10 protein-coding genes and 3 pseudogenes are annotated in these 12580 nt (G+C 70.2%); 10 read left to right on the top strand and 3 right to left on the bottom strand.

Annotated elements, in window-relative coordinates; translation table 11 throughout:
* The first annotated feature begins 740 nt into the window (after positions 1-740).
* On the top strand, positions 741-1529 hold the full coding sequence (locus VXC91_RS36475; protein WP_329511644.1) for a hypothetical protein: 789 nt from the start codon (positions 741-743) through the stop codon (positions 1527-1529).
* Between the two features lie 124 nt (positions 1530-1653).
* Positions 1654-3828, top strand: a complete 2175-nt coding sequence (locus VXC91_RS36480) for a bifunctional polysaccharide deacetylase/glycosyltransferase family 2 protein (RefSeq protein WP_408057564.1) — start codon at positions 1654-1656, stop codon at positions 3826-3828.
* Between the two features lie 746 nt (positions 3829-4574).
* Here the strand turns inward: VXC91_RS36480 and VXC91_RS36485 are convergent.
* Complete coding sequence (locus tag VXC91_RS36485) at positions 4575-5279, bottom strand: response regulator transcription factor (RefSeq protein WP_329511646.1); 705 nt, start codon at positions 5277-5279, stop codon at positions 4575-4577.
* Between the two features lie 233 nt (positions 5280-5512).
* Here VXC91_RS36485 and VXC91_RS36490 point away from each other — a divergent pair, with 233 nt between their 5' ends.
* Complete coding sequence (locus VXC91_RS36490; RefSeq protein ID WP_329511647.1) at positions 5513-6091, top strand: Rv1733c family protein; 579 nt, start codon at positions 5513-5515, stop codon at positions 6089-6091.
* 35 nt (positions 6092-6126) lie between these two features.
* On the opposite strand, the gene VXC91_RS36495 is transcribed toward VXC91_RS36490, so the two are convergent.
* On the bottom strand, positions 6127-6252 hold the full coding sequence (locus VXC91_RS36495; RefSeq protein WP_329511648.1) for a hypothetical protein: 126 nt from the start codon (positions 6250-6252) through the stop codon (positions 6127-6129).
* 291 nt (positions 6253-6543) lie between these two features.
* Here VXC91_RS36495 and VXC91_RS36500 point away from each other — a divergent pair, with 291 nt between their 5' ends.
* From VXC91_RS36500 to VXC91_RS36530, 7 genes and pseudogenes are all read left to right on the top strand, one after another.
* Positions 6544-7173, top strand: coding sequence for a DoxX family protein (locus tag VXC91_RS36500; RefSeq protein ID WP_329511649.1), 630 nt, complete (start codon positions 6544-6546; stop codon positions 7171-7173).
* A 151-nt stretch (positions 7174-7324) separates the two neighbouring features.
* Complete coding sequence (locus VXC91_RS36505; protein ID WP_329511650.1) at positions 7325-8233, top strand: universal stress protein; 909 nt, start codon at positions 7325-7327, stop codon at positions 8231-8233.
* Between the two features lie 40 nt (positions 8234-8273).
* Positions 8274-9294, top strand: a pseudogene (locus VXC91_RS36510) (zinc-dependent alcohol dehydrogenase).
* A 5-nt stretch (positions 9295-9299) separates the two neighbouring features.
* A complete protein-coding gene (locus VXC91_RS36515; protein WP_329511651.1) occupies positions 9300-10172 on the top strand; it encodes a universal stress protein in 873 nt (290 codons plus the stop codon).
* A gap of 217 nt (positions 10173-10389) precedes the next feature.
* Positions 10390-10797, top strand: a pseudogene (locus tag VXC91_RS36520) (phosphoketolase family protein); the annotation flags it as partial.
* Positions 10776-11432: a CBS domain-containing protein gene (locus tag VXC91_RS36525; protein WP_329511652.1), complete on the top strand. Its 657-nt coding sequence runs from the start codon at positions 10776-10778 to the stop codon at positions 11430-11432. The pseudogene VXC91_RS36520 and the gene VXC91_RS36525, both read left to right, overlap by 22 nt.
* A 16-nt stretch (positions 11433-11448) precedes the next feature.
* Positions 11449-11947, top strand: a pseudogene (locus VXC91_RS36530) (flavodoxin domain-containing protein).
* 176 nt (positions 11948-12123) lie between these two features.
* Here VXC91_RS36530 and tnpA read toward each other — a convergent pair.
* Positions 12124-12555: an IS200/IS605 family transposase gene (gene tnpA / locus VXC91_RS36535; RefSeq protein ID WP_329511653.1), complete on the bottom strand. Its 432-nt coding sequence runs from the start codon at positions 12553-12555 to the stop codon at positions 12124-12126.
* Positions 12556-12580 lie beyond the last annotated feature (25 nt).

Below are 12580 nucleotides of genomic sequence, written 5' to 3' on the forward strand. Positions count from 1 at the left end.
CTCGCCTGTACGCGCCGGGGTTGCCGTGCCTGGCCCAAGACTGTCCTCGTTTGCACCGGGTCCATTCCGAGTCCGCGCCGTCCCACGCGCTCCGGTCGCATCAACGGCCTCATGATGACCAGCGCCGGTGCTCACAGAAGTGTCACAATGCAGGCAGTGCCCTTCACAGCCGCCGCTACTGCGGGCCTGGGGCCGGAGGCCGTGCCAGTTCGTCGATGCGCGCTGATCCGGTAACTGGGCGGCACTGTCCTGGCCGAGTGACGTTTTGCGCCGGCCGGGCGCTGTGTGAGTGCCGAGTTCGCGCTGAGGAGAACAAGGGGACAGCGGCCGGCCGGACGTTGGACCGCGCACTCCGGGACCGCTCTCTGTGCCGCTCTGGACTCCCCCTGGGGGTGGCATGGAGAGGGACGGGGGCGGCCGGACCCCCGCCCATTGCACGGGGGTCCGGCCGCCCCGCACACCTGTCGGATCGGCGGTGGGCGGCCAGGTGCGAGCCGCGGACCGTATTGCGGCAGCTGATCCGGGGGTTCCGGGCGATTCGCCGTCGAGTCGCGGCACAACCGCCGCAGCGAGCCGTGTCCCCTGAAGCAGCGGGCGGCCGCTTGCCGTCGTCTTGACGTCTCCGTGGTCGTCCGATCGATTTGTTCTGTACTGCAAGGCCGGGGTGTAACACTTCCGGCCGAGTTCGCTCTGTCTAAGCGGACGACTGTGTCGGTCGGCCAGGACAGGGAGCACGACTCGTGCAGTGGACGAACGAAAACGGTGGAGCGTACGGCGAGGATCCGTACGGCGGCGGTTACGCGTATGGGTACGGCTACGAGTACGGCGGCAGCGCCACCATCGATACCGCCACGACGCCCTGGGGGCCGGCAGAGGTCGCGCATTCGGCCCAGCCGACGAGTTACGTCGATGTGGTGGGGCCGGACCCCTACGCCACCAGGACGAACTTTTACGTCATGGCGACGGATCCCTACGCCGTGGGGCCAGGCCCTGCCACTACGGGGTGGGACGCTCCCCATGGCGATGTGTTCACCGTGCCGCCTGCAGAACTCCATCCGTCTGGCCCTGCCGTACCAGGACCGGACACGCCGAAGAGCGGGTCGGTAGGACCCGTGTTCGTTGATTCCTCGGGGCGACGTCAGCGCCGCGTGCTGCGCGCTGCCCGCCTGCTGGTGATCCCCGCCGGCGGTTACGTGGCCCTGCTGGTCAGCACTGTGCTGGGCGGCCCCAGCGTCAGCGCCCCGTTCGTCCCACAGCCGGACTCCCCGCACCCGACCACGCCCCGGGCGACCGCGCCCGACGTCTCTCCCGGCACCGGCCACTCCGCAGGAAATGGGAGCCCTACCGTTGCGCCGGCGAACTCCCGTCCCACGCCGACGCGGAAGAGCTCCGACTCCACCGACCGGTCGGCCACTTCCGTGCCGACCGCGGCGGCCACGGGCGTCGCGTCTTCGACCCCAACGCCCCCCGACCGCAATCCCACCTCCAAGGGCCGCGCGATCGGCTCGTCCCACAACCCGGTGAAGTGATCCAAGGCCCCGTGACGTGACCAACCGCAGACGCTCCAACGCTCCTCGTGGCGGCAGCCGCACCCGCCAGATCACCCCCCGCACCCATTGGCTGCTGCTGAGCGTGCTCGCGGTGACCTTGTCGATGACCCTGCTGCTGCAGGGCTACACCCATCACATGTTCGGTATCACCTCGGACGCCGTGACCGGCGCCCGTGGCCGCGATGACACGGTCCCCAGCCAGGTGACGCGGGGTGGCCCGGTGATCGCGAACGCCGCCACCACTGCGCACACCGCAAAGGTGAAGGCCCGCACCATAGCGCTGACCTTCGACGACGGCCCGGACCCTGTCTGGACGCCACGGATCCTGGATGTCTTGCGCCGCAACCATGTGCACGCGACCTTCTTCATCGTCGGGACCCAGGCCGTCGCCCACCCGGAGCTGGTCCGCCGGATCGTCGCAGAAGGCCACCAGATCGGCATCCACACCTTCACCCATCCCGATCTGGCTCGCCTTGCCCCATGGCAGCGCTCCCTGGAACTGCGCGAGACACAGCTGGCGGTGGCCGGCGCCGCGGGGGTCACCACCGCACTGCTGAGGCCGCCGTACTCCTCCCGGAACGACGCACTGGACAACGCCGACTGGGCCGTCCTCAAGCAGGCCGACCCGGCAGGCTATGTCACGGTGCTCGCCACTCAGGACGCCGAGGACTGGCAGCGTCCAGGCGTGGAGCGGATCCTCGCCCATGCAACACCGCACGGCCACGCAGGGCAGATCGTGCTGATGCACGACGCCGGCGGTGACCGGTCCCAGACCGTCGCCGCGCTGAGCACGCTGGTGCCGCGGCTCAAGGCACAGGGTTTCAAGTTCGCGACGGTCTCCGATGCGGTCGGCATGGCCGCACCCGTCCACCCCGCCGGGCTCGCGGACCATCTGCAGGGGCTGGCCCTCATCACGGCGCTGCAGGGCGGCGACTGGATCGTGTGGCTACTGGGCCTGCTGATGTACGCGGCCGGAGCGGTCAGCGTGCTGCGCGCGCTGGTCGTGCTGTTCGCCGCCCGACGGCACCGGCGCCTGCGCAGGAGAGGCCTGGGATGGTCCTCGGGGCCACCGGTGACCGAGCCCGTCAGCGTCATCGTCCCCGCGTACAACGAGAGCGCCGGGATCGAGGCAGCCGTGCGATCACTACTCGCCTCGAACCATCCGGTCGAGATCATCGTGGTGGACGACGGTTCCACCGACGGCACCGCCGACCTGGTGGAATCGCTCCACCTTCCGGTACGAGTGATCCGCCAGCAGAACGCGGGCAAGCCCGCCGCCCTCAACTCAGGACTCGCAGCCGCCTCCTGGGACCTGGTGGTCATGGTCGACGGTGACACGGTCTTCGAACCCGACACCGTCCGCATGATCGTGCAGCCCTTCGCCGATCCTCGCGTGGGCGCCGTCTCGGGCAACGCCAAGGTCGTCAACCGCGGCGGTCTGCTGGGCCGCTGGCAGCACATCGAGTACGTGGTCGGATTCAACCTCGACCGTCGCCTGTTCGACATCGCACAATGCATGCCGACCGTACCCGGAGCCGTCGGCGCGTTCCGCCGCCGGGCACTGATGGACCTCGGCGGTGTCAGCGACGCCACCCTCGCCGAGGACACCGACCTCACCATGGCACTGTGCCGAAACGGCTGGCGCGTGGTGTACGAGGAGGGAGCGAGGGCCTGGACCGAGGCGCCCGCTTCGCTCAACGCCCTTTGGCGGCAGCGATACCGGTGGTGCTACGGCACCCTGCAGGCGATGTGGAAGCATCGCGGCGCGCTGGTGCAGCGCGGCCCGGCCGGAAAGCTGGGTCGCCGCGGCCTGGTGTATCTGCTGCTCTTCCAGGTACTTCTGCCCCTGCTCGCACCCGTCGTGGACATCTTTGCCCTCTACGGGCTGGTCTTCCTCGATCCGGTACGGATCATCGGGCTGTGGCTCGCCATCCAGCTACTGCAACTCATGATGGGGCTCTACGCGTTCCGCCTGGACGGAGAGCGCGCGGGCCCGCTGTGGAGCCTGCCGCTGCAGCAGTTCGTCTACCGGCAGCTGATGTACCTGGTGGTGATCCAGTCCCTTTTCACCGCCGTGTCGGGCTCACGCCTGCGGTGGCAGCGCATGGAACGGTACGGCAGCCTGCAGGCCCCGCAGGGCGCGAAGGCGCCCCGCAATGGCCACACCTCGCCTGAGCCCGGGTTTGCGCAGGCGGCACAGCACGAGGGCTTGGTGCAGCCGCCGCCGTACGGCGGTTTCCAGCAGCCCGCACCGCACGAGACACCACACTGGTACTGAGAGGGGCGTGGCGGCGGGATGCCGGGAGGCCGCGATCAGGCTCGGTGGACCGAGTTACCTTCGGACCGTTTCGCGCCCTGTTACTGAGCAAAGCAGTCACGGATACCAGGTTCGGCCGGCGGCCCCGACCTGATGACTGGCCCAGTGCCTGTTCGGGACTTTCCCCAGCTCCCATCCCGCGTGCCGTCGACCCACACACCGGGGACCACGCCCGCTCCGCTCTGCCTGGGTCGACGGGAGACAGGATGGGAGCCCCCGCGCACGCCACTACGCGGCCGGCACTTGCGAACGGCGGCCCGTCCGCCTCGGGGTCTGAGTACCTCGCGGGAGGCTCGTCCTGACCATGGCCGCTCTCTGCGGGGCTCGAGAGCCCGGAGAGAGCACCGGTGCGCTGTTGGCTCCTTTCGGCGAGACTCAGCGACACGGTGGGCCGGAGTGGCATCGAGACGAGACACGGGCAGTTCGGCGAGAGGAAGACGAAGTCGTCCGAGACGAGACGGGGTCAGGGAGGCGAACAACGGGGGAGGAGAACCGAGAGTCCGCGGAGATCGGCGAGACGGGGCAGACGTCGGGTGCCGCGTCTCGGGGCGGCCGGTCTCGGCCCGCTGGGGGGAAGGCGGAGGAAGTGATGTGGGAGCACTTCCAGCGGCAACTGGCTGCGGGGCGTGTTCCCGGTGGGGCGGAGCTGGATCGGGTGGCAGGGGGCCGTCCGGCCCCGGTCGTACGCCGGACGGCCCGGCCGAAGCTCACTTCGCGGGGCGGTGACCTGGGGTGTCCGGCTGATCCAGGTGAGAGGCCAGGACCGCGGCCTGGACGCGGCGCTGGACGCCGAGCTTGGCCAGCAGCCGGGAGATGTGGTTCTTGACGGTCTTCTCCGAGAGGTAGAGCTTCTTGCCGATCTCACGGTTGGTCAGGCCGTCGCCGATCAGGGCAAGGATGTCCCGCTCGCGGGGCGACAGGCTCGCCAGCTCAGGAGCGATGGCCGGTGTGCCGGCGGGGTCGGCGCGCAGCGAGCGCATCAGACGGGCGGTGGTCGCGGGGTCGAGCATGGACTGGCCCGAGGCGACCGTGCGGACCGCCGAGACCAGGTCGGAGCCCTTGATCTGCTTGAGGACATAGCCCGAAGCGCCTGCCATGATCGCGTCGAGCAGGGCCTCCTCGTCGTCGAACGACGTCAGCATCAGACAGGCCAGCTCCGGCATCTGATCGCGCAGCGCCCGGCAGACCGTGATGCCGTCGCCGTCCGGGAGACGTACGTCGAGCACGGCGACGTGCGGGCGCAGCGCCGGGCCGCGGACCAGGGCGTGCTCGACGCTGTCCGCGTCCCCGACCACCGAGATGTCCGGTTCGGCGTCGAGCAGGTCGGTAATGCCGCGTCGTACGACCTCGTGGTCGTCGAGCAGGAAGACACGGATCGGATTCTGCTCCGTGAAGGTGCGCGTTCCGCTCATGACGACCCCTTGTTCCCCGGTGGCGGACAGACTGCGGGCTGCCCGTGACGACGATCGTTGCTTGCCGGGCCCGGAAGCACCAGGGCCGACTGGCCCTACCCGACTTCGAATCGCGCCCGCACCGGCCCCATGGTCACTGCCCGACGGCCCCTGCCGCCAGGTGGCGGCCGGTGGGACTTTCTTGCGGGACTCAGGTTCGCAGTGCCCAGGAGGGGGTGTGACCGATGTGGAAGATGGAACGCACGAAGGTCCGGGGCTGGCGGTGGCGGAGCAATCCGTTGCGGCGGCACAGTGATGTGGTCGAGGCGTGGGTCCTGCTGGTCACCTGGACGGCAGCGGCCGTCGGCGGAGCCTTTGCCGGCTCTCTGACGGCGGGTGCCGTGGAAGACGCCGTACAGCGTGACCGGGCGGAGCGGAAGCCCGTGTCCGCCCTGATGGTCAGCCACGCGGCGAGCGGCACCCGGGACGTGGCCACCGGCATGACGTACGACCGGGTGAGGGCCAAAGTTCGGTGGACGGACACCGACGGGACCGTACGGACCGGAGAGACGAGTGTGAAGGCCGACATCGTCGCCGGCACGACGGTCACGGCGTGGACCGATGGCCGGGGGCACCTGGTGTCCGGGCCGATCAGTTCGGCCGAGGCTGCCGTACGTGCCGGACTGACGGGCGCGGGAATCGGCTTCGTGGGCGGGCTGCTGGTCCTGGCCGGCGGCCGCATGATGTGTCTGCGGATCGAACGGCGGGCCACCGAGCAGTGGGCCGTCGAGTGGGATCAGGTGGGACCGCAGTGGGTGCGCAAGACCAGTTGAGCAGCAGGGCAGTTCCGTTCGCATGGCTTGCGGGCCTACTGAACGGGGGTGAAGCGGTCGATCAGACAGCGGACCACGCCCGTCAGCGCCGGCAGACGGAACCGCGCCTCCCCGGCGTCGGAGGTGCCAGGGCGCGGCCCGTTGGTGTGCGTGATCGGCACGGGTGAGGGCGAACACGATGGCGCGGTACGTGAGTTCTCGGCGGGGTTCGTCTACCGCGTTGAGGGCGTTGATGTCGAGATCGACACCAGCAGTGCGCCCGACCGAAGCAGGTGGGCCGCGCTCCGGTGGACGCAGGCCGACGTGCGCCCCCAACGGCCCCGTCAGGCAGGGCCGTTCAGCCCCACCGGTACCGACCTTCGGCACCCGGCGGTCATGGTGCCGCGCGACCAGAGTGAGAGGCGTCAGAGACCCACCGCACAGCCCCGCTTCTCCCCGAAGGGATCACCGTCATGGCCGTGCACGAGCACCCTCACCGGAACTCCGGCTTCCATCTGCCGTCCTTCCGCAGGAACCGGACCGCCTCCGCGTCCGAGCCCATCGCGTCGACGGAGACCGACACCCACACCGCGCGGGCCTACACGCTCGCCTCGCTGAGGTTGCTCACCGGGTTCGTCTTCCTGTGGGCGTTCCTCGACAAGACCTTCGGCTTCGGCTACGCCACCCCGTCCGGCAAGGGCTGGATCGACGGCGGCTCGCCGACCAAGGGCTTCCTCAGCTCCGTCGCCGCCGGTCCGATGCAGTCCACGTTCCACTCCTGGGCCGGAAGCGCCTGGGCGGACTGGCTGTTCATGCTCGGCCTGCTCGGGATCGGTGTCGCGCTCATCGCCGGCGTGGTGCTGCGCTTCGCGGCCGCCGCCGGCACCTTGATGATGGCGCTGATGTGGCTGGCCGAATGGCCGCCCGCCAAGCACCTCTCGGACGGCTCGGCGAGCATGTCGACGAACCCGTTCGCCGACTACCACCTCATCTACGCCGTCGTCCTGATTGCCCTGGCCGCCGTTTCCGCGGGCGACGCCCTCGGCCTCGGCCGAGTTTGGGCGAAGCTCCCGCTGGTCCGTCGCAGCCGCTGGCTGCGGTGATCGCGGCTGGTGCGGCGGGCCCCGCCCCGGGTCCGCCGCATCGCATACCGGCCAGGGCTGATCGGCCCATCGCAAGGACCGGCTGCCCCTGCCGGACACCCCGTCCGAAGACGACGCTCGTACCGGAACCCCTGTTCAGGAGGCAGAGATCATGACCCGTACCGTCACCGTCGGACTCGACGGCTCTCCCGAGAGCCGCGCCGCAGCCGAGTGGGCGGCCCGCGAGGCAGAGCTGCTCGAACTGCCGCTGAAGCTGGTCCATGTCTGGGAGCCCGTACCGGCGCCCATGGCACAGGCACCGCTGCTCGGCCCCGAGACCCACCAGCACTGGACCGAGCGCATTCCGCGCGAGGCGGCCGAGGGCGTGCGGCTGCGCCACCCCGGCCTCGACGTGACCACCGAGCAGTTGTCCGGCCGGCCCGCGGATGTCCTCGTGAGTGTGGCGAACGACGCCGAACTGCTCGTCCTCGGCTCCCGCGCCCTGGGCGGCATCGGCGGGTTCATGGTCGGCTCCGTCGGCCTGTCCGTCGTCGCCCACGCCGAACGGCCGGTCGTCCTGGTCCGCGCCGCGCAACAGGTTGCCGACGAGCACGAGACGGACCCGGTCGATGTCCCGTCGGCGGCCACGCCGTTCCGACCCGTCGTCCTCGGCCTCGACATCGAGAGGCCCGACGACTATCTGATCGCGTTCGCCTTCGCCGCGGCCGCCCGCCGAGGTACGTCCCTGCGCGTCGTGCACGGCTGGAACCCGCCCTACTACTACGACACCTACGGCGTGGCCACCGACCTGGGACTCCGCGAAGAGCTGGCGCGGCAGGAAAGCACCGCGCTGACCGAGGTGCTGCGCCCCTGGCGAGAGAAGTTCCCGGCCGTCGAAATCATCGAGCAGTCCCACTACGGCACCCCCGGCAACCACCTCGTCGACGCCTCCCGTGAAGCCTGCCTCGTGGTCGTCGGCCGGCGCGCCCGCCGCAGCCCGCTCGGCACCCACATCGGCTCCGTGACCCATGCCGTCCTGCACCACTCCACCGCCCCCGTCGCCGTCGTCCCGCACGGCTGACACACCCCCTGACCCCCCGAACCGCTGAGGAGCAGACACCATGAAGGCAGCGGTCGTACGAGCCCTCGGCGAGCCCCTGGTCATCGAGGACCGCCCCGACCCCGAGCCCGGCCCCGGCCAGGTCCGCATCCGTGTCGAGGCCTCCGGGCTGTGCCACACCGACATCCACGCCGCGCACGGCGACTGGCCGGTCCGGCCGAACCCGCCGTTCGTGCCCGGCCACGAGGGCGTCGGACTCGTCGAGAAGCTCGGGGAGGGCGTCACCCATCTGGCCGTCGGGCAGCGGGTCGCCGTGCCGTGGCTCGGCCGGGCGTGCGGGCGGTGCGAGCACTGCCTGTCCGGCTGGGAGACGCTGTGCGAGCAGCAGATCAACACCGGCTACGGCTGCGACGGCGGGTACGCCGAGAAGATGCTGGCCTGGGCCGACTTCGCCCAGCCCGTGCCCGACGGCATCACCGCCGTCGACGCCGCCCCGCTGACCTGCGCCGGCGTCACCACGTACAAGGCACTCAAGGTCGCCGGAGTGCGGCCCGCCCAGCTCGTCGCGATCTCCGGGATCGGCGGACTCGGCCACCTCGCCGTGCAGTACGCGAAGATCGCCGGAGCCACCGTCGCCGCGATCGACGTCACCGACGAGAAGCTCGAACTCGCCACCGCGCTCGACGCCGACCTCGTCATCGACGCCCGCAAGGACGACGTCGGCGAGGTGCTCAAGCGGCACGGCGGCGCGCACGCCGCGATCGCGCTCGCCGTGAACGACGCGGCCTTCGAGGCCGTCAACTCCGGGCTGCGGCGCGGCGGCAAGCTGGTCATGGTGGCGCTGCCCGCGCACGGCACGGTTCGGGTCCCGATCTTCGACACCGTCCTGAACGGCACCAGCGTCATCGGCTCCATCGTCGGCACCCGGCAGGACCTCGCCGAGGTCTTCCAGCTGCACGCCGCCGGGCAGACCGGTCATCAGCGAGACCCGCCCGCTGGCCACCGTCAACGAGTGCATCGACGAGGTACTGCGCGGCCAGGTCAAGGCGCGGATCGTCTTCGACCTCGCCCTGGGACGGTGAGGGCGATGACCCTGCCGATCGTCGTCGGCGTCGACGGCTCCGAGCCCAGCCTGCGCGCCGTCGACTGGGCGGCCGACGAAGCCGCCGTACGCGGACTGCCACTGCGCCTGGTGTACGCCTCGCTGTGGGAGCGGTACGAGGGCACCCACCTCACCGATGACCTGCACAAGCCGTCCGAGGAGATCATGGCCGAGGACATCGTCGAGATCGCGGCGCGGCGCGCCCGGCGCCGGCGGCCCGACGTGACGGAGTCCACCGATGTGCTGGCCGAGGAACCCGAATACGCCCTGGTCCACGAGAGCCGGGATGCCACCCTGCTGGTGACGGGCACCCGGGGCCGCGGCGGCCTCGCCGAGGCACTGCTGGGCTCCGTGAACCTGACCGTCGCCGGGCACGCGCACTGCCCGCTGGTCGTCGTGCGCGGCAACCACGACAACCAGACCGCGACGCCGGCCCACGGCAGGATCGTCCTGGGCGTCGGGGAGGACGGCAAGGAGTCGGCGGCCGTGCGCTTCGCCTACGAGGAGGCGCGGCGGCGGAGGGTACCCCTGGACGCCGTACGGGCCTGGCGGTGCCCCGCGTACGAGACCACCGACCACCCGCTGCTCGCCGGAGAGCCCACCCGGCTGCACGAGCAGCAGGCGGTGGAGGCCCTCGAAACCGCGCTCCAGAACCTCCCCGACGACATCGAGGCACACCGCAGTACGGTCGAGGGCCACGCCCGGGCCATCCTCGTGGCCGCCTCGCACGACGCCGACCTCGTGGTCGTCGGAGCCCGGCGCCGCCCACGGACCTTCGGGCTCCAGCTGGGCCGGGTGGCCCACGGTGTGCTGCACCACTCCGCGTGCCCGGTCGTCGTGGTACCCGAGCCGGTGTGACCTCGATGACCGGCCGCTCGGAGACTCACCGTGTGGTCGGGGACATAGGTCTACGGCAGACAGGCGCCCGTCGCCCGCACCCACTCCTGCGGCCTGACCAACTCGTCCCGCGGGCCCGGCAGTTCCTACTCGTACGCCTTGCGCGGCAGCTCCGCCGTCTGTCCGCCGGCCCCGCAGGCACCGCCCGCTGACCTCTACGACTTCCGGAGTCCCACCCATGTCCACGGTCGAGCACCGGGACGCCATCGTACTTTCCGACGACGAACTGCGCACCCTGGACGCCCACTGGCGTGCCGCGAACTACCTGGCCGCCGGGCAGATCTACCTGATGTCCAACCCGCTGCTCACCGAGCCCCTGAGGCCCGAGCACATCAAGCCCCGGCTGTTCGGCCACTGGGGCACCTCGCCCGGCCTGAACCTCGTGTGCACCCACCTCAACCGGGTGATCAAGGTCCGTGGACTCGGCGCCCCGTGCGTGTGGGGCCCAGGGCACGGCGGCCCGTCCGTGCTGGCCAACTCCTGGCTGGAGGGCAGCTGCAGCGAGACCTACCCCGACGTCCCGCGAGACGCGGACGGGATGGCGCGGCTGTTCAAGCAGTTCAGGTGGTCCGGCTGCTGGCCGACCACCGGATCAGCGGACTGCCGGTGATCGACGAGGACGACAAGGTCATTGGCGTCATCTCCGAGACAGACCTGATGGTGCGCCAGGCGGAGACTCCCGACCCCTTCGACCCACCGCACCACTCGCGGCTGGCCGCGCTCACGCCGGCCGGCCGGCGGCATACCGCGAAGGCTCAGGCCCGCACCGCCGGTCAGCTGATGACCCGGCCCCCGGTCACCGTGCACGCCGACGACACGATCGTCGAGGCGGCCCGCACCATGGCCAAGTCACATGTCGAGCGGCTGCCCGTGCTCGACGAAGAGGACCGGCTGGTCGGCATCGTCACCCGGCGCGACCTGCTCCAGGTCTTCCTGCGGTCCGATGCGGAGATCCGTGAAGAGGTCGTCCAGGAAGTGCTGATCCGCACGCTCTGGGTGCCGCCCACGGGTATCGACGTCTCCGTGACGGAAGGCGTCGTCACCCTCTTCGGGCAGATGGAGCGCAAGACCGAGACAGAGATCGCCGCCTCTATGACCCGTCAGATCGACGGTGTGGTCGACGTGGTCAACGATCTCGGCTGGAGGCAGGACGACGACCGACTGCGGCCCGACGAGCAGGCGCTGCACGGCGTGACCGGTGACTGGCTGCGCCGGTCCTGACAGGAGGCGAACCGCCATGACCGGCAAGGTGCTGGTGGCCTATGGAACGACGAATGGATCCCCGCTTGGACAGCCGAGACCATCGCCGAGGTCCTGCGCAAGAACGGGCTGACCGTGAACACGCTGCCCGCCGGGTCCGTGGGCAGCGTGGCCCCGTACGACGCCGTCGTGGCCGGCGGCGCCCTGTACGCCGGGCGCTGCCACGGGGACGCCCGCCGTTTCGTACGACGGCACGGACGAGCCCTCGCCGAACGCCCGCTCTGGCTCTTCAGCAGCGGCCCCCTCGACGCCTCGGCATCCGAGCGGGACATCCCCCCGTCCCCGGCGTGCGGAAGGCCATGACCCGGCTGAATGCCCGGGGGCACGTCACCTTCGGCGGGTGCCTGGAGGAAAGCGCGACGGGGTGGACGGCCCGAATGCTCCTGCGCTCGGGAAAGGGCGGGGACTTCCGGGACTTCGTCCGGATCGAGGGCTGGGCCACTCGGGTGGCCGATGAGCTGGCCGAAGGCAAGTAGCTCGCACCGAGTACGACTTCGGCGCCCGGGTCCCCGGGCGCCGAAGTCGTCGCAGAGGAAGGTCTTCGCCGGTCTACCTTTGATCTTGCGCGGTGCGCGGCCCTTCAGGGTGGTGGTGAAGCGCGTCTCAGAACTGCTCTGTCCTCAGCTGTGGGCGCGGGTTCGCGCTGTTGGCTTCAGCCCTCGGGGTGCTGCTGGTTGTCGATGTACTGGCGTACGACGGTGAGCGGTGCCCCGCCGCAGCTTCCGGCGAAGTATGAGCCGGACCAGAAGTGGCCGCCCCACAGGTACCGGCGGACGTGGGTGTCGAACTCCTTGCGCAGCAGCCTGGCAGAGACCCCTTTGAGGGAGTTGACCAGCTTGGAGAGCTGGACTTTGGGTGGGTAGTGCACCAGCAGGTGCACGTGGTCCTCTTCGCCGTTGAACTCTTTCAGCTCTGCCTCGAAGCTTTCGCACACTTCCCGCATGATCTCTTCGCACCTGGTGAGCATGGCGTCCGTCATGGCTTTACGCCGGTATTTGGTGACGAAAACCAAGTGGACGCGCAGGTTGTAGACGACGTGGCGTCCCGTGCGTACATCAGGATTCGGATTCCATCGAGGCGACATAAACCAAACGCTACTGTGGGTGCGT

Source organism: Streptomyces chiangmaiensis, assembly GCF_036281785.1.
Classification (GTDB): domain Bacteria; phylum Actinomycetota; class Actinomycetes; order Streptomycetales; family Streptomycetaceae; genus Streptomyces; species Streptomyces chiangmaiensis.

Bases quoted from the DNA above. Each gene is read 5' to 3' on its own strand.
- VXC91_RS36480 (WP_408057564.1), top strand. From the start codon at position 1,654: ATGACCCTGCTGCTGCAGGGCTACACCCATCACATGTTCGGTATCACC.
- VXC91_RS36485 (WP_329511646.1), bottom strand. From the start codon at position 5,279: ATGAGCGGAACGCGCACCTTCACGGAGCAGAATCCGATCCGTGTCTTC.
- VXC91_RS36490 (WP_329511647.1), top strand. From the start codon at position 5,513: ATGGAACGCACGAAGGTCCGGGGCTGGCGGTGGCGGAGCAATCCGTTG.
- VXC91_RS36500 (WP_329511649.1), top strand. From the start codon at position 6,544: ATGGCCGTGCACGAGCACCCTCACCGGAACTCCGGCTTCCATCTGCCG.
- VXC91_RS36505 (WP_329511650.1), top strand. From the start codon at position 7,325: ATGACCCGTACCGTCACCGTCGGACTCGACGGCTCTCCCGAGAGCCGC.
- VXC91_RS36515 (WP_329511651.1), top strand. From the start codon at position 9,300: ATGACCCTGCCGATCGTCGTCGGCGTCGACGGCTCCGAGCCCAGCCTG.
- tnpA (WP_329511653.1), bottom strand. From the start codon at position 12,555: ATGTCGCCTCGATGGAATCCGAATCCTGATGTACGCACGGGACGCCAC.